The 24603-nt window shown below is 64.8% G+C and carries 19 protein-coding genes; 9 read left to right on the top strand and 10 right to left on the bottom strand.

The window, feature by feature from the left end; all coding sequences use genetic code 11:
- The first annotated feature begins 63 nt into the window (after positions 1–63).
- Positions 64–927: an NRDE family protein gene (locus AAGS40_RS06895; RefSeq protein ID WP_345814088.1), complete on the top strand. Its 864-nt coding sequence runs from the start codon at positions 64–66 to the stop codon at positions 925–927.
- 19 nt (positions 928–946) lie between these two features.
- Here AAGS40_RS06895 and AAGS40_RS06890 read toward each other — a convergent pair whose 3' ends face one another.
- The 4 genes from AAGS40_RS06890 to AAGS40_RS06875 form a co-directional block, all read right to left on the bottom strand.
- Positions 947–1918 carry an alpha/beta hydrolase gene (locus tag AAGS40_RS06890; RefSeq protein ID WP_345814087.1) on the bottom strand — a complete coding sequence of 324 codons (972 nt, stop codon included), beginning with the start codon at positions 1916–1918 and terminating at the stop codon, positions 947–949.
- 86 nt (positions 1919–2004) lie between these two features.
- On the bottom strand, positions 2005–2904 hold the full coding sequence (locus tag AAGS40_RS06885; RefSeq protein ID WP_345814085.1) for an SDR family oxidoreductase: 900 nt from the start codon (positions 2902–2904) through the stop codon (positions 2005–2007).
- Between the two features lie 248 nt (positions 2905–3152).
- Positions 3153–4151 (bottom strand): NADP-dependent oxidoreductase, encoded by a 999-nt coding sequence (locus tag AAGS40_RS06880; protein ID WP_345814084.1) that lies wholly within the window; start codon positions 4149–4151, stop codon positions 3153–3155.
- Between the two features lie 69 nt (positions 4152–4220).
- Entirely contained in the window at positions 4221–4730 is a 510-nt protein-coding gene (locus tag AAGS40_RS06875; RefSeq protein ID WP_345814082.1) for a PaaI family thioesterase, read from the bottom strand.
- Positions 4731–5025: 295 nt separating this feature from the next.
- Here AAGS40_RS06875 and AAGS40_RS06870 point away from each other — a divergent pair, with 295 nt between their 5' ends.
- Positions 5026–5556, top strand: coding sequence for an LEA type 2 family protein (locus tag AAGS40_RS06870; protein ID WP_345814080.1), 531 nt, complete (start codon positions 5026–5028; stop codon positions 5554–5556).
- 57 nt (positions 5557–5613) lie between these two features.
- On the opposite strand, the gene AAGS40_RS06865 is transcribed toward AAGS40_RS06870, so the two are convergent.
- The 3 genes from AAGS40_RS06865 to AAGS40_RS06855 all read right to left on the bottom strand — a co-directional run bounded on the left by AAGS40_RS06865 (position 5614) and on the right by AAGS40_RS06855 (position 10795).
- Complete coding sequence (locus AAGS40_RS06865; protein ID WP_345814078.1) at positions 5614–6792, bottom strand: acetyl-CoA C-acyltransferase; 1179 nt, start codon at positions 6790–6792, stop codon at positions 5614–5616.
- 83 nt (positions 6793–6875) lie between these two features.
- Positions 6876–8960 carry a 3-hydroxyacyl-CoA dehydrogenase NAD-binding domain-containing protein gene (locus AAGS40_RS06860; RefSeq protein WP_345814077.1) on the bottom strand — a complete coding sequence of 695 codons (2085 nt, stop codon included), beginning with the start codon at positions 8958–8960 and terminating at the stop codon, positions 6876–6878.
- A gap of 149 nt (positions 8961–9109) precedes the next feature.
- A complete protein-coding gene (locus AAGS40_RS06855) occupies positions 9110–10795 on the bottom strand; it encodes a 3-(methylthio)propionyl-CoA ligase (protein ID WP_345814076.1) in 1686 nt (561 codons plus the stop codon).
- 101 nt (positions 10796–10896) lie between these two features.
- On the opposite strand from AAGS40_RS06855, the gene AAGS40_RS06850 reads away from it, so the two are divergent.
- The 5 genes from AAGS40_RS06850 (at position 10897) to AAGS40_RS06830 (ending at position 15000) form a co-directional block, all read left to right on the top strand.
- Positions 10897–12453 (top strand): protein adenylyltransferase SelO, encoded by a 1557-nt coding sequence (locus AAGS40_RS06850; protein WP_345814075.1) that lies wholly within the window; start codon positions 10897–10899, stop codon positions 12451–12453.
- A 76-nt stretch (positions 12454–12529) separates the two neighbouring features.
- Positions 12530–12952 (top strand): peptide-methionine (R)-S-oxide reductase MsrB, encoded by a 423-nt coding sequence (gene msrB / locus AAGS40_RS06845; RefSeq protein ID WP_345814074.1) that lies wholly within the window; start codon positions 12530–12532, stop codon positions 12950–12952.
- 407 nt (positions 12953–13359) lie between these two features.
- Positions 13360–13890, top strand: coding sequence for a septation protein A (locus tag AAGS40_RS06840; RefSeq protein ID WP_345814072.1), 531 nt, complete (start codon positions 13360–13362; stop codon positions 13888–13890).
- Position 13891: 1 nt separating this feature from the next.
- Positions 13892–14209: a BolA family protein gene (locus AAGS40_RS06835; RefSeq protein WP_345814070.1), complete on the top strand. Its 318-nt coding sequence runs from the start codon at positions 13892–13894 to the stop codon at positions 14207–14209.
- An 11-nt stretch (positions 14210–14220) separates the two neighbouring features.
- Positions 14221–15000 carry a peptidylprolyl isomerase gene (locus tag AAGS40_RS06830; RefSeq protein ID WP_345814068.1) on the top strand — a complete coding sequence of 260 codons (780 nt, stop codon included), beginning with the start codon at positions 14221–14223 and terminating at the stop codon, positions 14998–15000.
- A gap of 114 nt (positions 15001–15114) precedes the next feature.
- On the opposite strand, the gene AAGS40_RS06825 is transcribed toward AAGS40_RS06830, so the two are convergent.
- The 3 genes from AAGS40_RS06825 to purL all read right to left on the bottom strand — a co-directional run bounded on the left by AAGS40_RS06825 (position 15115) and on the right by purL (position 21088).
- A complete protein-coding gene (locus AAGS40_RS06825) occupies positions 15115–16407 on the bottom strand; it encodes a HipA domain-containing protein (RefSeq protein ID WP_345814067.1) in 1293 nt (430 codons plus the stop codon).
- Positions 16397–16684, bottom strand: a complete 288-nt coding sequence (locus AAGS40_RS06820) for a helix-turn-helix domain-containing protein (RefSeq protein WP_345814065.1) — start codon at positions 16682–16684, stop codon at positions 16397–16399. The genes AAGS40_RS06825 and AAGS40_RS06820 overlap by 11 nt, the downstream gene beginning before the upstream one ends.
- A 312-nt stretch (positions 16685–16996) precedes the next feature.
- Positions 16997–21088: a phosphoribosylformylglycinamidine synthase gene (gene purL, locus AAGS40_RS06815; protein WP_345814063.1), complete on the bottom strand. Its 4092-nt coding sequence runs from the start codon at positions 21086–21088 to the stop codon at positions 16997–16999.
- A gap of 306 nt (positions 21089–21394) precedes the next feature.
- On the opposite strand from purL, the gene AAGS40_RS06810 reads away from it, so the two are divergent.
- Positions 21395–22693, top strand: coding sequence for an FAD-dependent oxidoreductase (locus tag AAGS40_RS06810; protein ID WP_345814061.1), 1299 nt, complete (start codon positions 21395–21397; stop codon positions 22691–22693).
- A gap of 149 nt (positions 22694–22842) precedes the next feature.
- Positions 22843–24429, top strand: coding sequence for an NAD(P)H-hydrate dehydratase (locus tag AAGS40_RS06805; RefSeq protein ID WP_345814059.1), 1587 nt, complete (start codon positions 22843–22845; stop codon positions 24427–24429).
- The last annotated feature ends 174 nt before the right edge of the window (positions 24430–24603 follow it).

The raw sequence follows: 24603 nt of genomic DNA, 5'->3' as shown, positions 1-24603 counted from the left end.
CTGCCTCGCGTTCGGCTCGCCTTTTAACGCGGCACTACGCCACCCACGGGAGACCTGCCCCGCATGTGCCTGATCGTCTTCGACTGGCGGCCCGATGCGGTCGACGGCCCGCTCTTTACGCTCGCGGCGAATCGCGATGAATTCTTCCGCCGCACTGCGCAGCCGATCCACTGGTGGGAGGACGCGCCGGGCGTGCTGGCCGGACGCGATCTGGTCGGCGGCGGCACGTGGCTGGGGGTCTCGCGCGACGGCCGTTTCGCCGCGCTCACCAATTACCGTGCGCCGCACGAGATGCGCGCCGACGCGCCGACCCGCGGCACGCTCGTGAGCGACTGGCTCAACCGCGCGGCGGTGGGCGACGCCGCTCACGCCGCTCACGCCGCTGACGCAGCCACCACGCCGCTCGGCTATCTGCGGCACGTCGCGCAAACCGGCGACATCTACAACGGCTTTAACCTGCTGGTCGGCGACTGGACCCGCCGGGAGCTTGCCTGGTACTGCAACCGCTCCGCGCTGCCGCCCGCATTGCTCGAAGCGGGCACGCACGGCATCTCTAACGCGGTGCTCGATACCCCATGGCCGAAACTCGTGAAAAAACGCGCGGAACTCGGCGCGCTGCTCGCGCGCCATGCCATGCCGCCGCTCGAACGCCTGATCGATCTGATGCGCGACCCACGCGTTGCCCGTGATGACGAATTGCCCTCCACGGGCATTGGGCTGGAACGCGAACGCGCGCTGTCGGCAGCCTTCATCGAGACGCCCGAGTACGGCACACGCGGCACCACCGCATTACGTGTGGCCTCACTGGGCAGCGTGACGAGCGTCGCCGTCGCCGAGCGCAGCGACGACAACGGCTCGCACCGCGTCGTACGCCCCGGTGAATTCGAGCGTAGCTTCGCGTTCAACGTGGAGCGCGAGCCGGCCTAGCGGGGCGTAAGCCGCCCGCTCACTCCGCGCCGAAGGCCGCACGCAAAGCGGCCGCTGCGTCGGCATGCGCATGCGCAACCTCGGGCACGAAGCCGCCCATCTTGAAGAACTCGTGGATCATGCCCGGATAGCGCACCAGCGTGACGCGGTTGCCGGCCGCGCGCAACTTCGCGGCATACGCCACGCCCTCGTCGCTCAATGGGTCGTATTCGGCAACCGCGATCCATGCGGGCGCGAGTCCGCTGAAATCGGGCGCGCCGCGCGTGCCGCCGCGCGTGCCGTCGAGCGGCGCGAAACGCCAGTCGTCGCGGTCCCCTGTTTCGCGCACGTATTGATCGAAGAACCACTGGATCGTCTCGCCGGAGAGCAGAAAACCGTTGGCGAGGCGCGAGTGCGAATCCGTTTGCTGGTAGCCGGTCGTGCCCGGATAGATCAGCAGTTGCAACGCGAGCTCGATGCCCGTGTCGCGCGCGATGACGGCGCTGACCGTCGCAAGGGTGCCGCCCGCGCTGTCGCCGCCCACCGCCAGACGCGCGGGGTCGATGCCGTACTCCGCAGCGTGCGTGTAGAGCCAGGTGAGCCCGTCGAAAGCGTCGTTGACCGCCGTGGGGAAACGGTGCTCAGGCGCGAGCCGGTAATCCACGGACAACACCGCGCACCGTGCGTCGCGCGCGAACATCCGGCACAGCGCATCGTGCGTATCGACGCTGCCCACCGTGAAGCCGCCGCCGTGGTAGTAGACCAATGCGGGTGCCGGATCCGCCCAGCTCGGCTCGACCGGTTGATACAGCCGCGCGCGAATCGTCGCGCCGTCGCGCGTCGGCACGCGCAGGTCGTCGACGGCGAACATCGGCGCGCGGGCAATCTCCAGGATCGGCGCGCTTCTTTCGTAAGACGCGCGCGCCGCCTGCGGCGTCAGTTCGTGGAGTTGCGGGTGCTTCGCGCGCGCGATCATGTCGAGCACCTGCTCGATCTTCGGATTCAACGGCATCGTGCGTCAGCGCGCATAGCGCCCGATAAATGTGGAGGGTAGGCAGTCCTGACTGGAGCCCCAGCGTGCTGCCCCGTCGTGTGCGACTAGCCCGCGTTTTTCACTTCCGGCTTGAGCGACATCGGATCGGTTGGACTGCGCATTTGCTCGATGTCCTCGTGACGCAGCTTCACCGTCGCCATGATGCCAGGGTGCGTGATCACGTAAAAACGCCGCGCGGCAATCGCCTCGAACGTGATGTCGGCGACGTCGGCAGCGGTCAGCTTGCCCGACTGCACTGCGCGATGCAGTTGCTTGCCGGCCGCAATCTGCGAGCGGGTCGGGCCGCTCGTGTTGCGCAAGCCAGCAGGCCGCGCGCGCTCCGCGTCGGCAATGCCGGTCGGCACGAAGGCCGGGCACAGCAACGAGCAGCCCACGAGGCCATCCTGCGCCGTGCCCTCGGGCCGAGCGGACTGCGCGAGTTGCAGGTCGTGATACAGCGTTTCGGTCAGCGCCACGACGGCGTGTTTCGACGCGTTGTAGACGCCCATCGCGGGCGGCGACAGCAGGCCCGCCACGGACGCCGTATTGACGATATGCGCGGGTTCGTTCTGCGCCAGCATGACCGGCGTGAACGCGCGCACGCCATGCGCGACGCCCAGCACGTTGACGCCGAATACCCACGACCAGTCGTTTGCCGAACTTTCCCACAGGAAGCCGCCCGAGCCGACGCCCGCATTGTTAAAGAGCAGATGCACCCTGCCGAACGCGTCGAGCGCGGCTTTCGCCAGCGCGTCCACCTGCGCTGCGTCCGACACGTCGGTCGGCACGCCGATCACCTCGACGCCACCGGCGCGCAACGCTTCGACGCTTTGCGCGAGCGCTTCGGGATTGACGTCGGCAAGGACCAGCTTCATGCCGAGCGTAGCCCCCTTCTGCGCGAACGCATGGCCAAAACCACTCGCCGCGCCGGTGATCACCGCCACCTTCCCTGCAAAGTCGAACATTGTTGGTCTCCTGTGTGGATGCGTGTTCCGGCGCCCGTGCGTAGCGATCGAGTGATGTCCGGAGCGGCCGGCGCCGACGCGCCTGCCTGCGAGTGCGCGGCGCAGCTGCTCGCCTCGCATTGCATCGCCTCGCATCGCCTCGTGTGGCGCCGCCCCGCCACGCCACGCCACGCCACGCCACGCAAATGCCAAATGCAAACGCCGACGCCTACGCCAACGCAGCGCAAGCGCAAACCCTGCGCAAATTTTCAGATGAGCTTGACCAGCTGCTTGCCGAAGTTCTTGCCCTTGAGCAGGCCGATAAACGCTTCGGGCGCCGCGTCGAGTCCCTGCGCGATGGTTTCGCGATATTGCAGCTTGTTCTGAGCGACCAGCGTGCCGAGTTGCGTGAGCGCTTCGGGCCACACGTCCATATGTTCGCTGACGATGAACCCCTGCACGAGCAGCCGCTGCGTGAGGATCAGCGACGGGTGCTGCAGCGGGATCGGCTGACCGTCGTATCCGGCAATGAAGCCGCACAGCGCGATGCGTCCGAACGCGTTCATCCGCGCGAGTGTCGCGTCGAGCACTTCGCCGCCGACGTTTTCGAAGTAGCCGTCCACGCCGTCCGGCGTGACCGCCTTCAGGTCCTTATACAGATTGCCGGCCTTGTAGTCGACGCACGCATCGAAGCCGAGCGTCTGCTCCACGTAGCGGCATTTGTCTTCGCCGCCCGCAATGCCGATCGCGCGCGCGCCGGCCAGCTTCGCGAGCTGACCGACCACGCTGCCCACCGCGCCGCTCGCCGCGCTGACCACCACGGTCTCGCCCGCTTTCGGCGCGATGATTCTGTTTAGCCCATACCATGCAGTCACGCCGGGCATGCCGACCGGACCGAGATACGCGGACAGCGGCACGTGCGTAGCGTCGACTTTCTGCACGCCCGCACCGTTGGACGTGCCGTATTCCTGCCAGCCGAACATCGCGACCACCTTGTCGCCAACCGCGAACTTCGGGTTTTTCGACTCGACCACTTCGCCCACCGTGCCGCCGATCATCACTTCGTTCAGCGGTTGCGGAGGCGCGTAGGATTTGGCGTCGTTCATGCGGCCGCGCATATACGGATCGAGCGACAGGAAATGGTTGCGCACACGAATTTCGCCGTCGGCGAGCGGTGCCAGAGGCGTTTCGACCAGCTTGAAATTATCCGGCGTGACAGCGCCTTGCGGACGCGATGCCAGCACGAATTGACGGTTGATCTGGGTCATGAGGTGCGTCTCCTGGGTAATCGGTTGGATCGTCGATGCTGCGATTGGCTGTAGGTGCCCGTACTGTGCTCAACCGTCGCTCGGACCGGGTTTGGCGGACGGATCGCTGCGCAGGCGCTGCCGTGTGATATCACGGCCTACCGCGAGCCGCCGCATGTATTTGAAGGTGCCGAGCGCCTTGGCGACGAAGTGCCCTTCGCTGTCGCGGATCTCGCCTTCGCAGTAGGCCATCGTGGTCGAGCGGTGCAGCACGCGGCCGGTGGCGCGCAGTTCGCCGCGCCCAGGCTGCATGAAGTTCACTTTCATTTCGACGGTGACCACGCCGACGCCGTCGCCGGCGAGACTCCGCGCGGCCATTGCGAGCGCGACGTCCGCGAGCGTCATCGTGACGCCGCCATGCGCGACGTCCCACGTGTTCATGTGATCGGGTTGCAGCGGCAGCAGCACTTCGCTCGTGCCGTCCGTCGCGCTGAGCAGTTGCGCGCCGAGGCGGTCGACGAACGGGCTCTCAGGCAGCGACGCGCCGCCGGGTGTGGCCGACGATGCGGATGTGGATGAGGACGGGGAAGACGTGGTCATTGCGGATTTCAATTGGGTAGTCGAGGCGTTCATGCGCGCTGCGTTGCAGTTGCGGTTGTCAGCGTCTCTGTCGCGAGCTTCGCAGCGCATCCGGGTGACAGGAAATGATAACCGCTATGGCCTGAGCCCATCGAAGAAGCCGGCATGGCGGCCAGCGCCTGCGCTGGTTGACACAAAACCGCGCCGCTCGCGTCCATCACTTCGCGCGAAGGCAAATGCCGCCTGATCGGGCTTTGCGCATGCCAACGCGCCGGTACAATGCAGGACCCTATCCGCTTCGTTCGAGGTGCCGGTCATGTTCATCTTCCGCGGTCTCCATGCGCTGCTCTGCGGACGTCGCTCTCGCCTGTCCCGCGGGGCGGCTCCCACCGCCCTCGTCGCGTTCTTCATGTTCGCGTTGAGCGGCTGCGCCGGACTCTTCGGCGGCGATCCGCTGCGGGTGAACGTGGCCGGCATCGAACCCGCCGTCAGCCAGGGCATGGAAATGCGCTTTAACGTCAAACTGCGGGTACAGAACCCGAACGAATCGGCGGTCGACTTCGACGGCGTGTCGGTCGATGTCGAAGTGAACGGCAAGCCGTTCGCGAGCGGCGTCAGCAACCAGAGCGGCAGTGTGCCGCGCTATGGCGAAACGCTCGTGACCGTGCCGCTGACAGTGCCGGCGTTCGCCGCCGTGCGGCAGGCGTTTGCGTTCGCAGACGCGGCGCAGTCCGGACAGATTCCGTACCTGTTGCGCGGCAAGCTCGCGGCCGGGCTGACCGGCACGACACGCTTCGTCGACCAGGGCACGCTGAATCTGCCCTCGCTCGGCATGCCGATGCCGTGAAGCGCCCCTTCCGCGAATGACGGCGGCGAAGCGCTTCGCCATCCAACATGCGCCCGCTCACACCACTTCGAACAATCCCGCCGCGCCCTGGCCGCCGCCAATACACATCGTCACGACGACAAACCTCGCGCCGCGCCGCTTGCCTTCGATCAACGCGTGCCCGGTCAGGCGCGCACCCGACACACCGTACGGATGACCCACGGCGATCGCGCCGCCGTTCACGTTCAAACGGTCATGCGCAATGCCGAGCGTATCGGCGCAGTACAGCACCTGAACGGCGAACGCCTCGTTCAGCTCCCACAGGTCGATGTCGTCGACCTTGAGGCCCGCCTGCCTGAGCAGCTTCGGCACCGCGAACACCGGGCCGATGCCCATTTCATCCGGTTCGCAACCGGCCACCGCGAAGCCGCGAAAAATGCCGAGCGGCTGCAACCCTTCGCGCTCCGCGACCTTCGCGTTCATTACCACGCACGCCGACGCGCCGTCCGAAAACTGGCTCGCATTGCCTGCCGTGATCACACCGCCGGGCAGCGCCGTGCGTATCTTCGACACGCCTTCGAGCGTCGTGTCGGCGCGTATGCCTTCGTCGCCGCTGACGGTGACTTCCTTCGTGAAGAGGCGTCCGCTCGCTTTGTCGGCAACGCCGGCGAGCACTGTCAACGGCACGATTTCGTCCTTGAACCTGCCTGCTTCGAGCGCGGCCGCCGCGCGCTGTTGCGAGCGCACGCCGTATTCGTCCTGACGCTCCTTCGAGATCGAATAACGTTTCGCGACGTTTTCCGCGGTCTGCAGCATGGACCAGTAGATTTCCGGCTTGTGTTCGCTCAGCCAGCCTTCGGCGAGCATGTGGCGGTTCATTTCGTTCTGCACGCACGAAATGGACTCGACGCCGCCCGCGACGAACACGTCGCCTTCACCGGCAATCACGCGTTGCGCGGCAAGCGCGATCGTCTGCAAACCCGACGAGCAGAAACGGTTCACCGTCATGCCCGGCACGCTCACCGGCAAGCCGGCGCGCAATGCGATCTGCCGCGCGATGTTCGCACCCGTCGCGCCTTCGGGATTCGCGCAGCCCATGATCACGTCTTCGACGCGCGCCGGGTCGAGCTTCGCTCGCTCGACGGCGGCCCGCGTCACGTGGCCGCCGAGCGTCGCGCCGTGGGTCATGTTGAAACCGCCGCGCCAGGATTTGGCAAGGCCAGTGCGGGCGGTCGATACGATTACGGCGTCAGTCATGCATGTCTCCTGCTTCCAGATGTCAAGTGTGGCGCGTCGCGATAGAGGGGGTCGGCGAGGCTCCTGCCGAAGCTCGAACCGCCTCAGCCGTTGAAGCCTTGGCCCTTCTGCGCCAGCGCCGCGATGCGCGGCGCCAGTTGCCACGCATCGCCGTTCGGCTGCGACGCATAGCGGCGAATCGCGCGCTCGACGTTGTAGAGCCCAACCGTGTCCGCATAGAGCATCGGGCCGCCGCGATGAAGCGGAAAGCCGTAGCCGGTCAGATAAACCATGTCGATGTCCGACGCCTTCGACGCAATGCCTTCATCCAGAATCTTCGCGCCTTCGTTCACGAGCGCGAACACGAGCCGCTCGACGATTTCCTCGTCGCTGATCCTGCGGCGCGTCACGCCCGTTTCGTTCGAGAATGCGACGATCATGTCGTCCACCGCTTTCGACGGATACGCGGTGCGATCGCCTGGCTTGTAGTCATACCAGCCGCCGCCGGTCTTCTGGCCGAAGCGCCCCGTCTCGCACAACCGGTCGGCGATCTTCGAGTAATGCATCTCCGGCTGTTCCTGATACCGGCGCTTGCGAATCGCCCAGCCGATGTCGTTGCCGGCCAGATCGCTCATGCGGAACGGCCCCATTGCGAAACCGAACTTCTCGATTGCGCGGTCGACCTGTGCGGGCAACGCGCCTTCTTCGAGCATGAAGAGCGCCTGACGGATGTACTGCTCGACCATGCGGTTGCCGATAAAACCATCGCACACGCCCGACACCACTGCCGTTTTGCGGATCTTCTTCGCGAGTTGCATCACGGTGGCGAGCACGTCTTTCGCTATTTCCTTGCCGCGCACCACTTCGAGCAGCTTCATCACGTTGGCCGGGCTGAAAAAATGCATGCCGACCACGTCTTGCGGACGCTTCGTGAACGCGGCGATCCTGTCGACGTCGAGCGTGGATGTATTCGACGCCAGGATGGCGCCGGGTTTGGCGACCTCATCGAGCCGCCTGAACACCTGCTCTTTCACGCCGAGTTCTTCGAACACCGCCTCGACGATCAGGTCGGCGTGCTTCAGGTCGTCGTAGGACAGTGTGGGCGTAATGAGCGCCATGCGCTGTTCGAGCGCTTCCGGCTTCAGCTTGCCCTTCTTTACCGTTGCTTCGTAGTTCTTGCGAATCGTCGCGATGCCGCGCTCGAGTGCGTCCTGTTTCATCTCCAGCAACGTGACCGGTATGCCCGCGTTGATGAAATTCATCGCGATGCCGCCGCCCATCGTGCCCGCGCCGATCACGGCCACCTGACTGATTTCGCGCACCGGCGTATCGGACGGCACATCGGGTATCTTGCTGGCCGCCCGTTCGCCGAAAAACGCATGACGCAACGCACGGCTTTCAGGCGTCTGCAAGAGTGCGACGAAACACTCCCGTTCGATCGCGAGCCCCTTGTCGAATCCGTTCAGCACGCCCGCTTCAACGGCGTCGATACACTTGAGCGGCGCGGGGAAATGCTTAGCGATTGCGCCGACCGTATTGCGTGCGAACTGGATGAACCCCGCGGCGTTCGGGTGCTCGATATTGCGCTCGCGCAGTTTCGGGTGCGGGCCCTCTTTCGCGCCGACCTTGCGCGCGAAAGCGATCGCCGCTTCTGCCAGATCGCCTTGCACGACTTCGTCGAAGAGGCCCGAGTCGGTCAGTTTCTCCGATAGCACCGGCGTGCCGGACACGATCATGTTGAGCGCGGCTTCGAGACCGATTGCGCGCGGCAGGCGCTGCGTGCCGCCCGCGCCCGGCAGAATGCCGAGCTTCACTTCGGGCAGCGCGATCTGCGCGCCGGGCGCCGCGATGCGGTAGTGCGCGCCGAGCGCCAGTTCCAGTCCGCCGCCCATCGCGACGCTGTGAATGGCCGCGACCACCGGCTTCGCGCTGCTTTCCACGGTCCTGATGACGGTATGGAGCGTCGGCTCCTGGGTGGCCTTCGGCGTGTTGAATTCGGTGATATCCGCGCCGCCGGAAAAGGCTTTGCCGGCGCCTGTCAAAACGATCGCCTTGATGGCAGGATCGTTCTGCGCACGCTCGATGCCTTCGACGACGCTAACGCGCGTGGAAAGGCCGAGCCCGTTCACCGGCGGATTGTTCAGCGTGATGACGGCTACGCCGTCATGGGTTGTGTAGTCCACTGCCATCTGCCTGCCTCCATGCGGATCGTGCGATGAGGACGGCGCATGGTGCGCCGCCCGTCCGGTTCATCGCGTCGGCTCATTCTCCGACTTTTGTGTTCGACTTTCCGGTCAGCAGGCAGAATACACAAAAAAGCACGCTCGTTCAATTATCGTCAGGCGGGGTTTCCCCTGGCAAGCGGCGTCAGCGGGCAGTCCTTTTCCTCTTCCCGCGCGGACGGCAGCACATGATCGCGGAAGATGTCGCGCAACTTCAGCTTTTGCAGCTTGCCGGTGGCCGTGTGCGGGAGTTCGTCGACGAACGCGACGTCGTCGGGAATCCACCATTTGGCGACCTTGCCGTCGTAGAACGCGAGCAGTTCCTCACGCGTGACATCGAAGCCCGGCCGCCTCACCACCACCAGCAGCGGACGCTCGGTCCAGCGCGGATGCGCGCAGGCGATACACGCCGCTTCCGCTACGCCCGGATGAGCGATCGCTACGTTCTCGATGTCGATCGAACTGATCCATTCGCCGCCTGACTTGATGACGTCCTTGGAGCGGTCCGTGATGTTCAGGAAGCTGTCGGGGTCGATGGTCGCAACGTCGCCGGTCGGAAACCAGCCGTCCACGAGCGGCGAGTCGTCCCGACGAAAATAACGGTCGATCACCCACGGTCCACGTACATGCAGATCGCCGAACGCAACGCCGTCCCAAGGCAACTCGCGGCCGTCTTCGCCGACGATTTTCATATCCACGCCATAAAGCGCGTGTCCCTGCTTTTCCAGCAGCTTGCGCTGATCCTCCAGCGGACGCTGGCTCTGCGCCCACGTGAGTTTGGACAACGTGCCGAGCGGCGACATTTCCGTCATGCCCCACGCATGGATCACCTGCACGCCGTAATCGTCTTCGAAAGTACGCAGCATGGCGGGCGGACATGCACTGCCGCCAATCACCGTGCGATTGAGCGACGAAAAGCGCACTTTCGCCTCGCGCAGATAGTTGAGCAGACCCAGCCAGACCGTCGGCACGCCGGCCGAGTACGTGACGCGTTCGCTTTCCATCAGTTCGTAGAGCGACTTGCCGTCGAGGTCCTTGCCGGGAAGCACGAGCTTGGCGCCCGTGAGCGGCGCGGCGTGCGGAATGCCCCACGCGTTCACATGGAACATCGGCACGACGGGCAAAACGCTGTCGCGCGCGGACAGGCTCATCGCATCGGGCAGCGACGCGCCGAACGCATGCAGCACGGTCGAGCGATGCGAGTACAGCGCCCCCTTCGGATTGCCCGTGGTGCCGGACGTATAGCAGAGATACGAAGCCTGGCGCTCGTCGAGCGGCGGCCATTCGAAGCTGCCGTCCTGCGCGTCGACCAGCGTTTCGTAGCTGAGCGCGGGCGTTTGCATTGCCGGCAGATCGGCCTCGTCGGCCAGCGCGATCCAGCCGCGCACTTTCGGGCACTGCGGTGCGAGCGTATCGACGAGCGGCGCGAACGTGGTGTCGAACAGCACGTAGGCGTCGTCCGCATGGTTGATGATGTAGGCGATCTGATCGCAGAACAGACGCGGGTTGATTGTGTGGCACACGGCGCCAAAGCCGGTCGTGCCGTAATATGCCTCGAGGTGCCGGTAACCATTCCACGCGAGTGTTCCAATCCGCTCACCGGGTTCGACGCCTAGCGCGATCAGCGCCTGGGCGAGTTGCTTCGCGCGCTTTTCACAATCACGATACGTATACCGATGCAGATCGCCTTCGATGCGCCGCGACACGATCTCCGTGCTGCCGAAATGCCGCGCGGCATGGGCAAGCAGTGAGGGCACGGTCAGCGGTATGTCCATCATCTGGCCAAGCAGCGGCGTCGTCATAAAGAAGGGTCTCCTCGCCTGTTCGCTTCATTGAGATTTGCGGCCGCCAGCGGGCCCGCAAGCGCGGATTTACAATATCGGCTAATCGAGAGGCGCTCAATATGTCGTTTTCCCCAAGCATTGCAGGGTTATCCGGTCCGCTGTCGGCTTTATCCGAATTACTCGTCGAATCACCCGGAGACGCGTTCGCGCGGCTCGGCAGCACGTTTCTCACGCGCCTGCCGGCGGCGCCGCTCAGTGACCCCTACGTGGTTGGCTTCTCCGCGCAGACCGCCGCGCTGCTCGGTCTCGCACCGGACATTCAGAACGACCCCGGTTTCGCCGAACTGTTCAGCGGCAACGCCACGCGCGAATGGCCTTCAGAGGCGCTGCCGTATGCATCGGTCTACTCAGGGCACCAGTTCGGCGTCTGGGCCGGTCAGCTCGGCGACGGCCGTGCGCTTGGCCTCGGTGAGCTGGACCACGACGGCAGGCGCTTTGAATTACAGCTCAAAGGCGCAGGACGCACGCCTTATTCACGCATGGGCGACGGCCGCGCGGTGTTGCGTTCGTCGATCCGCGAGTTCCTGTGCTCGGAAGCCATGCATCACCTCGGAATACCCACCACGCGCGCGCTGTGCGTGATCGGCTCCGATCAGCCGGTGCGTCGCGAGGAAGTCGAGACTGCCGCCGTCGTCACACGCGTGGCGCCGAGTTTCGTACGTTTTGGTCACTTCGAGCATTTCTACGCGAACGATCGCACCGACGCTTTGCGCGCGCTCGCCGATCACGTGATCGAGCGGTTCTATCCGCATTGCCGCGAAGCGGACGATCCGTATCTCGCGCTGCTGAACGAAGCAGTGATCTCGACCGCGGACCTGATGGTGCATTGGCAGGCGGTCGGCTTCTGCCACGGCGTGATGAACACCGACAACATGTCGATCCTCGGTCTCACGATCGACTACGGCCCGTTCGGTTTCATGGACGGCTTCGACGCCGGCTACATCTGCAATCACTCCGACACGCAAGGCCGCTACGCATACAGGATGCAACCGCAGATCGCGTACTGGAACCTGTTCTGCCTCGCGCAGGGCCTGCTGCCGCTGCTTGGAGCGCAGCACGACGAGAGCGTACGCGCCGACAAGGCGATCGAAGACGCGCAGCGCGTGCTAGGCGGCTTTAAGGATCGCTTCGCGCCGGCACTGGAGCAGCGCATGCGCGCAAAGCTCGGGCTCGAGATCGCGCGCGACGGCGACGACACGCTCGTCAATCGTCTTTTTGAAGTGATGCACGCCAATCGCGCGGACTTCACGCTGACGTTCCGCAATCTGGCGCGCGTGTCGAAGCACGACGCGCGCGGCGACGCGTCGGTGCGCGACCTGTTCCTCGACCGCGCCGCGTTCGACGCGTGGGCGAACGACTATCGCGTACGGCTGTCCGAGGAAACACGGGACGACGCCGCGCGGGCCATTGCAATGAACTGTGTGAACCCCAAATTCATCCTTCGCAATCATCTGGCGGAAACGGCGATCCGCCGCGCGAAAGAGAAGGATTATTCCGAAGTGGAACGTTTAGTGGCCGTGCTGCGCCGTCCGTTCGATGAACAGCCGGATAACGAAGCGTATGCCGGACTGCCGCCCGACTGGGCCGGCTCGCTCGAAGTCAGCTGTTCATCCTGAGCCGTTCGCAGTCGTTCGGATCACCGCGCGACACGCGCACGCATGCACTTACCACTACCCGATACAGGAACCGATCATGAACAAGCCCGACGACCTCAATCCCGACGTTCCCGCCGTGCAGAAAGACGACGCCGAATGGCGCAAGCAGCTTTCGGATATCGAATATCAGGTGACGCGCCATGCGGCCACCGAACGGCCGTTTACCGGCCGCTATCATGACCACTGGGACCGCGGTGTTTACGACTGCGTCTGCTGCGGCACGCCGCTCTTCGAATCGGACACCAAGTTCGACGCCGGCTGCGGCTGGCCGAGCTATTTCAAGCCGATCAACGGCGAAGTGATCGCCGAGAAAACCGACCGCTCGCACGGCATGCTGCGCATCGAAGTGCAATGCAAGAACTGCGGCGCGCATCTCGGGCATGTGTTCGAAGACGGACCGGCACCCACTGGTCTGCGCTACTGCATCAACTCGGCTGCGTTACAATTCGAGCCCAAGTAACGCGGGACGAAATCCGACGCGTTGCCGGCCGCGCCGGTGAAAGGTCTCGGCCGGCCGCGATTGCCTTCATCCGGCTTGCAAGGCGATCACCGGTGCGCGGTCCATCGCAGCGCCCGTGGCACGGCACTTCGGCGAACTGGAATTTTCCGGCTGTGACGAGCGTCCTGCATCGGTGCGGGTCATCGTTAGGTGGCACTGGTGCATGTCATCGGTTCCGTTCTCCGGCATGTTTCCGGCATGTTTCCGTCATATCACCGGCGCACGGGCGTGGCAGGAACGTGTCTGATGAGAACACCGGAGGACACCGCCATGGCGCCGCGGCCGGGTTGGCGGCCGAGCGTCGCGCGCGCCGTGTCGTCTGCGTCCCTCATACTCTCACTCACTTCTTCCGTCTTCCCGACCAGATAATGAAATTTTTGTTCGATCTGTTCCCGATCATCCTGTTCTTCGTCGCCTTCAAGATCTGGGGCATTTTTACGGCGACGGCAGTGGCGATCGTCGCCACGCTGGTGCAGATCGCGTGGGTGGCTTTCCGGCATCGCAAGGTCGACCCGATGCTCTGGGTGAGCCTGGGCGTGGTCACCGTGTTCGGCGGCGCAACGCTCGTGCTGCACAACGACACGTTCATCAAGTGGAAGCCGACCGTGCTGTACTGGGCGTTCTCGGTCGCGCTGATCGTGTCGCAAATGGCCTTCAACAAAAATCTGATCGAAGCGATGATGGGCAAGCAGATCACACTGCCGCACGCCATATGGGGCAAGCTGAACGTGGTCTGGGCAATCTTTTTCGTGCTGCTCGGGCTCGTCAATCTGTTCGTCGCGTACAACTACACGACCGACCAGTGGGTCAATTTCAAGCTGTTCGGCGCAACGGGATGCCTCGTGGTGTTCATCGTCGGACAGAGTCTGTGGCTGTCGAAGTACATGAAGGAAGAATGACATGACGAGCAACGACGCATTCATGCACGCCACCACCGCGGAGCGCGCCGCGCTGATCGAAGCGCGCCTCACCGCAGCGCTTGCGCCCGTCGCGTCGATCCAGATCACGGACGATAGCGCACAGCACGCAGGCCACGCTGGCGCCTCCGCCGGCGGTCATTTCAGTGTCACGATCGTGGCGGCCGCGTTCGCCGGGAAAGCCCGCGTGGCGCGGCATCGCATGGTGTATGATGCGCTGGCCGATGCCATGCAGCGCGGCATCCACGCCCTTGCCATCACGGCTTACACGCCCGAAGAATTCGCTTTGTTGCCCCGCTAGGAAAATTTTCGATGACCTTGAAGAAAACCCGCCTTTGGGTATTGGTGGCTGCATTTGCGGCCGCACCTGCATTCGCACAGAACATTGCCGTCGTGAACGGAACGCCGATTCCCAAAGCGCGCGCCGATGCGCTGGTCGACCAACTCGTGCATCAAGGCCAGCAGAACACGCCGCAACTGCAACAGGCCGTGCGTGAAGAACTGGTGAACCGCGAAATCCTGATGCAGGAAGCGCTGCGCCGCGGCCTGCCGAATCGCCCGGATGTCAAGGCGCAGATCGCCGTTGCCCAGCAAACCGTTGTGCTGCGCGCGCTGATCGAAGACTTCGTGAAGAACAACCAGCCGACCGACGCCGAAGTGACCGCGCGCTACAACGCGTTGGTCAAGGACGCGGGCGGCAAGGAATATCACCTGCACCACATCCTCGTCGACAACGAGCAGCAGGCCAAGGATCTGATCGCGAAGATCAAGGCCGGCGCAAGCTTCGAAGATCTGGCGAAGCAATACTCGAAGGACCCGGGATCGGGCAAGAACGGCGGCGACCTCGACTGGTCGGACCCGAAAGCCTACGTGCCTGAATTCGCTGAAGCGGCCACGCATCTGCAAAAAGGCCAGATGACGAACTCGCCGGTCCATACGCAATTCGGCTGGCACATCATCCGTGTCGACGACGTGCGCAATGTCACGCCGCCGCCGCTCGAACAGGTGCGCGCGCAGATCGTCCAGCAGATCCAGCAGGAAAAGCTGCAGGCATTCGAAGAAGGCCTGCGCAAGAACGCGAAGATCCAGTAAGCGGTTCTGTTCTCGCTAAAGCCCCGTTCAGTCCGCGACTGAACGGGGCTTTTTCATGGCGTCGTATCCGGCTCAGGCGGCGCGGTCCGCCATGCCTGACCAGGATCTGGTTATCTAGGAGCGTAACGCGCGGCTCATCTCGGCGATGGGCATCGCGACAATCGAGTCGAGCAGACGGATCTCGCCCGCGGTGGGCTGCGCGATGACGTCGACAGCGCGGCGCGTGCTGGCCACTTTGGTGTCCAGCTCGGCCAGCATGCCATCCAGTAATCTTTGCGCGCCCTTCGGCGGCAGGCGAAGCGCTTCGCCGAAGGCCAGCATGTTTTTTCTGGAGACGTCTGCGAATTGCATGGCTTCGCCAATCGGCATGGTCAGATCGCAGTGAGGCCAGCGGTCGCGCTGCTGCGGCTGATAAGTCGGCGTATGGTAGACGACCGTGCTCACCAGATCGTAGAACGGCGCGAGCATGTAGCCGCGGTTGCTAACGAAGAACGACAGGTTTTTCAGATGCGAATCCGCGTTGCCGATCAGCACGTTGAAAATCGCCCACCGAAAGACCTCAAGACGCGCCAGCGCACGCGTGGCGGTTTTCTCAATGGCGTCCCTCAGTACCTGCGCGGTCGCGTTCTGGTATTTGAAATGACGGTCGTAATTCAGCAGTTGCATGGCGTCCACCGTGTGCAGGCGACGCACCGGCTCCGCGGACATGTCACGGTCGAAACGGTCGATGACATAGCAGGCCGAAGGCACGCGCAGGAAATGCGTGGGCGGCACGTTCACGCCCAACGCCTGCGCAAGCTGCATGCAGAAAAATTCATTGATCGCCGAATGCGGGTAGCCCGTGCTCTTCATATCGGGCTTCAGCAGATGCATCGACGGTTCATTGCCGAGCGGCTCGAAAAGCTCGTAGTGCGGCGCGTCGCCACGCAAGGTGAGCAACAGTTTTTGCTGGGCGCCTGCGGCAGACATGCGTTTGGGCGCGGTGGCCGTCAGCGCGCGCTGCGGCATGGCCTGAATGCGTGCGTCCAGATCCGCCTCGGACAAAGCCTGCAAACCGCCGGAGGCCTCGTGCTCGCCCTCCGGAAGAAGCGTCAATGCGCCAGCCGATTCGCGGCCATAGTAGGCAAGCAAACCCCACGCGTCGCTCGCATTCACTTTCGCCTCACGCGCGAGCGCCGTGCGCATCTCCTCTTCGGGCAGCAGGTTGTCGAAGAACCATTGCACCGGCCGCTGGCTCGATCCGTCGACGAAAGGCTCCGCGTTGAGCGGGAACGCGGGCGACAGCGCAAAAGCGCCGGCTTGCGCGAGCCAGCCTTCGTCGTAGGTGAAGGACCAGACGCCGCTGTCGTCGCTCACCACGCCGACACGCTGGCCATTCGCATAGGCGACGAGCGTTCTAGCGGCCATGAGTGGTCCGCCTGCGCTGCTGCGCCTTGCTGGCTATGGCGGCCGGAATATCGACCGAAACCTGCGCCCGCAGGCTGATGCCCAGTTCGCTTAGCAGTTGCAGCACCTTGCCGATCTGCGCGGTCGACTTGCCCGCCTCGATGTGCGTGATGAATTTGGGAGAAAGGCCAGTGGACGTGGCGACGTCGTCGCGCGTGAGGCCTTGCGCGAGCCTCGACGCGCGCACGAGCTCGCCCAACTCGGTAGTGTTTGTTATGAAAACGTTGGATTGCGTCACGGTGCGCCCCTCGCGAGTCCGTACCCGCTCGGGGACATTATGCCATTCGATCGCGGCACAGGACAGATTTCGTACCCGTTCGGGTACGAAACGGCGCTTTGTGCACCCGAAACGGTTACTTCGTACCCGGTCGGGTACGAAGGGCTGAAAATAGTGTGAAATCGGGTTGTTTCGTACCCGAGCGGGTACGTAGGCCACGGTTTGCGTCTCACGACTGCAGCGAGCCTACCAGCCGGCAGCCGGGCACCGTACAGCACGGGGAAGCTGCCGCGCGAACCGTACGCGGCAGCCTGCCAGGCGGTTGCCGCGTCGTTATCCCAGCCAGCGACGCGCGTTTTCGAACACGCGCATCCAGGGACTCGCGTCTGTCGCACCCTCGCCCCAGCCTTCCGGATGCCAGCTCATCTGTACCGCACGATGCACGCGCTCGGTGTGCGGCATCAGCACCGTGAAGCGGCCGTCTGGCGTCGTGACCGACGTAATGCCGTCCGGCGAGCCGTTCGGGTTGAACGGGTACTGCTCGGTCGGCTGGCCCCGATGGTCGACGTAACGCATCGCCACCGCCACCTTCGACGCATCGCCCTGCTGCGAAAAGTCCGCAAAACCTTCGCCGTGCGCAACGGCCACCGGAATGCGCGAGCCTTCCATGCCGGCGAAGAAAATGGACGGCGATGGCTGCACTTCGACCAGCGAGAAGCGCGCCTCGAACTTCTCCGACTTGTTGCGCGTGAACTTCGGCCACGCTTGCGCACCCGGAATCATCGACGCGAGGCTGCTCATCATCTGGCAACCGTTGCAGATGCCGAGCGCGAAAGTGTCCTCACGGGCAAAGAACGCGGCGAACATGTCGGCTAGTTGCGCGTTGAAGCGGATCGTCTTGGCCCAGCCCTCGCCTGCGCCCAGCGTGTCGCCGTAGGAAAAGCCGCCACACGCAACCGCGCCGGCGAAGTCCGCCAGATTCGCGCGGCCTGCCAGCAGATCGCTCATGTGAACGTCGTGCGCGTCGAAGCCTGCGCGGTCGAACGCGTACGCCGTTTCGAGGTGCGAATTCACGCCCTGCTCGCGCAGGACCGCGACGCGCGGACGCGCCCTCCGGCCGATGAACGGCGCCGACACTTCTTCGGCCGGGTCGAAAGTCAGCACGGGCGTCATGCCGGGGTCGGCGGCGTCGGAAATCGCGTCGTACTCGGCGTCGGCGCACGCGGGGTTGTCACGCAGGCGCGCAATACGCCAGCTCACCTCGCTCCATGTGCGATGCAGCTCCGTGCGCGGCGCTTCGTAAATTTTCTTCGCGTCGCGATAGATTTCGATTGTGTCGCGCTCGTTGACCTTGCCGATCACATGCGAGCATGCCGACAGACCGTGTTCGCGCAGCACGGCCAGCACGGCGTCGCGCTCGGACGCGCGCACCTGGATCACGCCACCGAGTTCCTCGTTAAAGAGCGCGCGGATCGTGCGGTCTTCGCGGCGGCCGCTGGTCTGCTTCGCCCAGTCTTTCGCGTCGCCATAATCGGATTCGTGATGCGGATCGAGCACCAGCATGTCGACGTTCAACGACACGCCCACGTGGCCCGCGAACGCCATTTCGCAGACGGTCGCCCACAGCCCGCCGTCCGAGCGGTCGTGGTACGCGAGCAGCTTGCCGTCCTTATTCAGTGCCTGGATCACGTTGAAGAACCGCTTCAGGTCTTCCGGATCGTCGACGTCCGGCACCGTGTCGCCGACCTGTTGCGTGACCTGCGCGAGAATGCTGCCGCCCAGACGCTGCTTGCCGCGTCCGAGGTCGATTGCGATCAGCACGGATTCCCCCACGCCGTCCGCGCCGGACATGCGGCGCAACTGCGGCGTGAGATGGCGACGCACGTCTTCGACCGGCGCGAACGCCGAGATGATCAGCGAGACGGGTGCGACCACTTCTTTGGCGACGCCGCGGTCTTCCCACTTGGTGCGCATGGAAAGCGAATCCTTGCCGACCGGAATGCTGATGCCTAGCGCAGGGCACAGCTCCATGCCGATGGCCTTCACCGTGTCGTACAGCGCCGCATCTTCGCCCGGCGCGCCGCACGCGGCCATCCAGTTCGCCGACAGCTTGAGCTTGTCGAGCGACGCGATCGGCGCGGCCGCGATATTCGTGACCGCCTCGCCCACCGCCATGCGGCCCGACGCCGGCGCGTCGATCACGGCAAGCGGCGTGCGCTCGGCCATGGTCATGGCTTCGCCGCGGAAGCCCGCGTAATCCATCGTGGTGATGGCGACGTCGGCGACCGGCACCTGCCACGGACCGACCATCTGGTCGCGCGCCGTCGTGCCGCCCACCGAGCGGTCGCCGATCGTGATCAGGAACGACTTGCTCGCCACCGTCGGGTGACGCAGCACGCTCGCCGCCACCTCCGGCAGCGCGATGCCGGTGACCTCGACCGGTTCCAGTTTCTGTTCGACGCGCTTCACATCGCGGTGCATGCGCGGCGCCTTGCCGAGCAGCACTTCCATCGGCATGTCGACCGGCTCATGCGTCGCGCCGTTCTGCTCAGAATCGATCACCTTCAACTGGCGTTCGGCCGTCGCCGTACCGATCACTGCAAACGGGCAACGCTCGCGCCTGCACAGGGCTTCGAATGTCGGCAGGTCAGCCGGTGCGATGGCCAGAACATAGCGCTCCTGCGCTTCGTTCGACCAGATTTCGCGTGGCGACAAACCGCTCTCTTCCAGCTGGATCTTGCGCAGATCGAACAGCGCGCCCTTGCCTGCGCCGTCCACCACTTCCGGGAACGCGTTCGACAGACCGCCCGCGCCGACGTCGTGAATGCTTAGAATCGGATTGTTTTCGCCGAGTTGCCAGCACGCGTTGATCACTTCCTGCGCGCGGCGCTCGATTTCAGGATTGCCGCGCTGCACGGAATCGAAATCCAGTTCAGCGGTGTTGGTGCCGGTGGCCATGGAACTCGCCGCGCCGCCGCCCATGCCGATGCGCATGCCGGGACCGCCGATCTGGATCAGCAGCGAGCCTTCGGGCAGATCGAGCTTGTGCGTGTGCTGGTCGGAGATATTGCCGATGCCGCCCGCGATCATGATCGGTTTGTGATAGCCGCGCACCCGGCCCGCGACGTTCTGCTCATACACGCGGAAATAGCCGCCCAGATTGGGCCGGCCGAATTCGTTGTTGAACGCGGCGCCGCCGAGCGGGCCGTCGATCATGATCTGCAGCGGCGACGCAATGCGGTCGGGACGGCCATACGCCTCGTGTCGGTCGTCTGGATTGCGATAGGCGAGCGGCTGAGCGGCGTCGCGCGCGTTTTCCCACGTCTGCACGCCGTCCGGCAATTCCAGGTTCGACACCGTAAAGCCCGTGAGGCCGGCCTTCGGACGCGCACCGCGGCCCGTTGCGCCTTCGTCGCGAATTTCGCCGCCCGCACCCGTTGCCGCACCCGGAAACGGCGAAATTGCCGTGGGGTGGTTGTGCGTCTCCACCTTCATCAACGTGTGCGTGAGCTCGTTGCTGCGCAGGTAATGCTCGGGCAGTTCGCTTGCGCCAAGCTGAGCCGGCGTGCGCGGGAACCAGCGTTCCGCCATGCCGCCCGCCATGATCGCCGAGTTATCCGAATACGCGACGATCGTGCCTTGCGGATTCAGCTTTTCCGTATTGCGGATCATGTTGAACAGCGACATGTCCTGCTTTTCCCCGTCGATCGTCCATTCCGCGTTGAAAATCTTGTGCCGGCAGTGTTCGCTGTTGGCTTGCGCGAACATCATCAGTTCGACGTCGGTCGGGTTGCGGCCGAGCTTCGTGAAAGCGTCCACGAGGTAGTCGATTTCGTCGTCGGCGAGCGCGAGGCCCAGCTCGGTATTCGCCACTTCCAGCGCGCCACGGCCGTTGCTCAAGACGTCGACGGTTTGCAGCGGCTTGGCCGGCAGTTCGTCGAACAGATGCATGGCCTGATCGCGCGAAGCCGCCACGCTTTCCGTCATGCGGTCGTGCAACGCGGCGACCACGGCGGCGCGCGCTTCGTCGGACAACGCCTTCTTGCCGCCCAGCAGACCGCTTTTCAGCGTAACCGTGTATTCGACGCCGCGCTCGATGCGCCGCACCTGCGCGAGCCCGCACAGATGAGCGATATCCGTTGCCTTGCTGGCCCACGGCGACACCGTGCCAAAACGCGGCACGACGAGAAACGTTTCGGCCGCGCCGCGCTCTTTCGTTGCTTCGAGCGGATCGCCGTAGTGCATCAGCGCTTCGATTTTCGCGGTGTCTTCGGCGGACAGCGGGCTCTGCGCGTTAACGAAGTGCAGATATTGCGCACGCACGCCGGTGATATTTGGATCGATGCGCGTCAGCGTTTCGAGCAGGCGGGTTTGACGGAAATCGGAAAGGGCCGAAGCGCCGGGGAAACACGAGAAGTGGGCCATGGACTTGACGTTGCGTCGCTAATGATGCCGATGAGTGATGCCGATGAGCCGCGCGTAAAAGGCGACGTGAGGCGGAAAGGAAGTCCGAGATTATACCCCGGGAACGGGCTTCCAGCCGGGGCCGCGCAACGGTCCGAACGACGTGGCGCCCATGGCGCGCGTGGCCCCGCGGCAGGTTTGACTGCTATCATTCGGCCTTTCATCAGATCGGTGCGATGGGCCTGAAGCAGGCTCGCCATCGCGCCGCATGTCACGCCTGACGGCAGGCGCGGTGTCTCGCGTCCCGGCGGCAACTCGAATCAGAACATGGATGTCATCGTCATCGGCGGCGGGATTGCGGGCGTCGCCACCGCTTATCACCTGCGCGCGGCCGGCCACCGGGTCTGTGTCGTGGAGCGCCACGCAACAGTCGCGCAAGGCGCCACTTACGGGCACGGCGGCACCCTGCTGCCCACGCCGCTCGACGTGTGGTTCGGCCCGACTTTCATGGCGAGCCGCCAGAACGCGAAGAACGGCGTTGTCAACAGGAGCGGTTTTTCGGGACCGGCGCGCCAGTTCGTCAGGCAACTCGCCGAACTGCAGGAACCCAATGCGTTCGGTCATCAATACGGACTGCTGCGGCCGCTGGTCGAATTGTCCCGGGACACGATAGCCGGCATGGAGGCCCGCTCCGGGCTCGAATTCGAGCAGACGAGCGGGCTGCTGTATCTCGTGCGCTCGCACGAAGAGTGGGAACAGCTCCGGCCGGCGCTCGGTCTGCTGCGTCATTACGAAGTGCCGCACCACGAGTTGACGCCCGAACAGTGCGCGTCGTTCGAACACTCGGTGCGCACCGAACCCGAATTCGCGGGCGGCGTGCTGTTCGATCAGGAACGCACGGGCAACAGCCCGCTTTTCACCAAGCTCATCAAGCAGACGCTGGATATGGAAGGCGGCGTGCAGTTCATGCTCGGCCGCGAAGTGTCGGGTATTCGCCTCGAAGGTCAGCGGGCGTCGGTGGAACTGACGTCGCGGCCGGACGCGGGCTCGCGTTCGCGCGAAGTGGACGTGATTCACGCCGACTGTGTGGTCGTCGCGGCCGGATACGGCAGTTTGACGCTGCTCGAACGGCTCGGTCTGCGCTTGCCGCTTTATCCGCTGCGCCTGCATACGCTGGTTGCGCCGATTGCGCATGAGGAATGTGCGCCGCACGTGGCGATCGTGGATGCAGTGAAGCGCATTGCGATCAGCCGGATGAACCACCGTCTGCGGATCGCGGGCGGCGCAGTGCTGCAAAACGCAAAAGATATCGACAAGCCGCTTGGCGAGGCGGTCACGGAAGAGGCGCTCGCGCTCCTCGGCCAGGCGACGCACGACTGGATTCCGGGCGCCGCGCGGATTTCGGCGGCGTTGCCGTGGGAAGGGGTCAGACTGTTGTCGCCGGACGGCTTGCCGGTGATCGGCAACGCGCTGCATCCGCGCCTGTTCGTCAACGCCGGTCATGGTCCCGCGGGATGGGGTCTCGCCTGCGGCTCGGGCAAGCTGATTGCTGATCTGATCTCGGGCACGACGCCCGAGGTTCCCGACGACACGCTCGCTGCGCTGCGGGCCGAGCGCTTCCGGTAAGCTGTCATCGGGGCGACTTCCGGACGACCTTGAGAGCCGCGCGAAACTCGCGTGGGCCCCAGGATAAGCGTTTCCCAGTACCCGCCGCCTCGGGCCAACTCCACACCCGCCACACCCGCCAGACCCGCCAGACCTGCGCCGACCCCGACATGACAAACGCCGACACCACACTGCCCACGCTGATCAACCCGCACGACCGTGCGCTGCCGCTTCTGACGCTCACCGAATTGCGGATCGCCGAAACCCAGGCGTCGGCCGCCTTGCCGCCCTATACGCTGATGGCGCGCGCCGGCAAATCGGCCGCGAGTTTCCTCCTCGAACAGATCACGCGCGACACGTCGATCGAGAAATCGAAGCAGAAGGTGTGGCTGATCGCGGGCCCCGGCAACAACGGCGGCGATGCGCTCATCCTCGCGGCTGAGTTGCACGAGGCCGGCATCGCCGTCGAACTGTGCATGCCGGTCGAAGTGAAAGCGGACGACGCCCGCTGGGCGCTCGCCACGGCCCGCGCCGCCGGCGTGCCGATCACCGCCGACATGCCGGCCTCGCTGGCCGGCTACACATGGCTCGTGGACGGCATGTTCGGGATCGGTCTCACGCGCGAATTGGACGGCGTTTTTGCCAGCGTGGCCCGTCAACTGACGCAGCGGGCGAAAGCGCGCCCGCGCAAGGGCGGCGTGCTGGCGCTCGACGTGCCGAGCGGCCTTGACAGCGACACCGGCACGGTCGTCGGCGGCAAAGACAGCGCCGCCGTCCACGCCACGCATACCGTGACGTTCATCGCGGCCAAACCGGGGCTTTTCACCGCGCAGGGACGCGATCTCGCCGGCTCGGTCACGGTCGCGCCGATCGGGCTCGACTGCAGCCAGCGCACAGCCGTGCAACTGAACGCGCCGGAGTTGTTCGCGGCGAGCCTGCCGCCGCGCGATTTCGCGACGAACAAAGGCACGTTCGGCAGTCTTGCGGTAGTGGGCGGCGACACCGGCATGTGCGGCGCGCCGATCCTCGCGTCGCGCGCCGCGCTGTACACCGGTGCGGGCAAGGTGCATGTCGCGCTGCTCGGCGAAGGCGCGCCGCCCTACGATCCGCCGCATCCCGAACTGATGTTGCACGCCATCGACGATCTGCCGCTCGACACCATGGACGCGCTGGCCGTCGGCTGCGGGATGGGTCATGGGGAGCGCGCCACGCGCGTGCTGCACGATGTGCTGCGACTCGACGTGCCCAAGCTGTTCGACGCCGACGCGCTCAACCTGATTTCGAAAGATGCGTCGCTCGCGGCCGAAGTGACCGCGCGCGGCACGCAGGGCGACCCTTGCGTGCTGACGCCGCATCCACTCGAAGCGGCTCGTCTGCTCGGCACCGACGCGCCCACCGTGCAGGCCGACCGGCTTGCCGCCGCGCGCGCGCTCGCCGCGCGCTTTGCGAGCGTCATCGTGCTGAAAGGAACCGGCACCGTGATTGCCACGCCGGACGGCCGCATCGCGATCAACCCGACAGGCAACGCCGCGCTCGCCACGTGCGGCACTGGCGACGTGCTCGGCGGCATAATCGGCGCACTGCTCGCGCAGCATTTGCCGCGCTTCGAGGCGGCTTTGGCGGGCGTGTACCTGCACGGGCTCGCCGCCGATACGCTCAGCGCTCAAGGGCACGGCCCGGCCGGGCTGACCGCCGGCGAACTCGCGCCGATGGTGCGCACGTTGCTCAACCGGCTTTTCTATCCGTCGCATGGTTGATGCGGCAACCCTGTGCACGGGCGTTCGCGTTCCCCGACTTTGCGCGCGATGTTCACTCCACCTTCCTCTGTCACGCGGGGCCGCTATACTGATTCACTGACTGCGCTGCTGTCCTGCTGCTGACCCGCGGCCAGCCTGCTTGCCGCGCGGCGAATACGGCAGCGGTTAGCGCAA

Origin of the sequence: Paraburkholderia sp. PREW-6R (genome assembly GCF_039621805.1) — a bacterium.
In the GTDB taxonomy this organism is placed as follows: Bacteria; Pseudomonadota; Gammaproteobacteria; order Burkholderiales; family Burkholderiaceae; genus Paraburkholderia.
Note: the sequence above shows the minus strand (reverse complement) of the source record. Positions and strands in the feature narration are given on the sequence as shown.

Excerpts from the sequence above, each read along its gene's own strand:
- AAGS40_RS06885 (WP_345814085.1), bottom strand. The coding sequence starts at position 2,904 with ATGTTCGACTTTGCAGGGAAGGTGGCGGTGATCACCGGCGCGGCGAGT.
- AAGS40_RS06825 (WP_345814067.1), bottom strand. The coding sequence starts at position 16,407 with ATGGCCGCTAGAACGCTCGTCGCCTATGCGAATGGCCAGCGTGTCGGC.
- msrB (WP_345814074.1), top strand. The coding sequence starts at position 12,530 with ATGAACAAGCCCGACGACCTCAATCCCGACGTTCCCGCCGTGCAGAAA.
- AAGS40_RS06805 (WP_345814059.1), top strand. The coding sequence starts at position 22,843 with ATGACAAACGCCGACACCACACTGCCCACGCTGATCAACCCGCACGAC.
- AAGS40_RS06855 (WP_345814076.1), bottom strand. The coding sequence starts at position 10,795 with ATGACGACGCCGCTGCTTGGCCAGATGATGGACATACCGCTGACCGTG.
- AAGS40_RS06840 (WP_345814072.1), top strand. The coding sequence starts at position 13,360 with ATGAAATTTTTGTTCGATCTGTTCCCGATCATCCTGTTCTTCGTCGCC.
- AAGS40_RS06865 (WP_345814078.1), bottom strand. The coding sequence starts at position 6,792 with ATGACTGACGCCGTAATCGTATCGACCGCCCGCACTGGCCTTGCCAAA.
- AAGS40_RS06870 (WP_345814080.1), top strand. The coding sequence starts at position 5,026 with ATGTTCATCTTCCGCGGTCTCCATGCGCTGCTCTGCGGACGTCGCTCT.
- AAGS40_RS06860 (WP_345814077.1), bottom strand. The coding sequence starts at position 8,960 with ATGGCAGTGGACTACACAACCCATGACGGCGTAGCCGTCATCACGCTG.
- AAGS40_RS06830 (WP_345814068.1), top strand. The coding sequence starts at position 14,221 with ATGACCTTGAAGAAAACCCGCCTTTGGGTATTGGTGGCTGCATTTGCG.
- AAGS40_RS06880 (WP_345814084.1), bottom strand. The coding sequence starts at position 4,151 with ATGACCCAGATCAACCGTCAATTCGTGCTGGCATCGCGTCCGCAAGGC.
- purL (WP_345814063.1), bottom strand. The coding sequence starts at position 21,088 with ATGGCCCACTTCTCGTGTTTCCCCGGCGCTTCGGCCCTTTCCGATTTC.
- AAGS40_RS06895 (WP_345814088.1), top strand. The coding sequence starts at position 64 with ATGTGCCTGATCGTCTTCGACTGGCGGCCCGATGCGGTCGACGGCCCG.
- AAGS40_RS06850 (WP_345814075.1), top strand. The coding sequence starts at position 10,897 with ATGTCGTTTTCCCCAAGCATTGCAGGGTTATCCGGTCCGCTGTCGGCT.
- AAGS40_RS06890 (WP_345814087.1), bottom strand. The coding sequence starts at position 1,918 with ATGCCGTTGAATCCGAAGATCGAGCAGGTGCTCGACATGATCGCGCGC.
- AAGS40_RS06835 (WP_345814070.1), top strand. The coding sequence starts at position 13,892 with ATGACGAGCAACGACGCATTCATGCACGCCACCACCGCGGAGCGCGCC.
- AAGS40_RS06810 (WP_345814061.1), top strand. The coding sequence starts at position 21,395 with ATGGATGTCATCGTCATCGGCGGCGGGATTGCGGGCGTCGCCACCGCT.
- AAGS40_RS06875 (WP_345814082.1), bottom strand. The coding sequence starts at position 4,730 with ATGACCACGTCTTCCCCGTCCTCATCCACATCCGCATCGTCGGCCACA.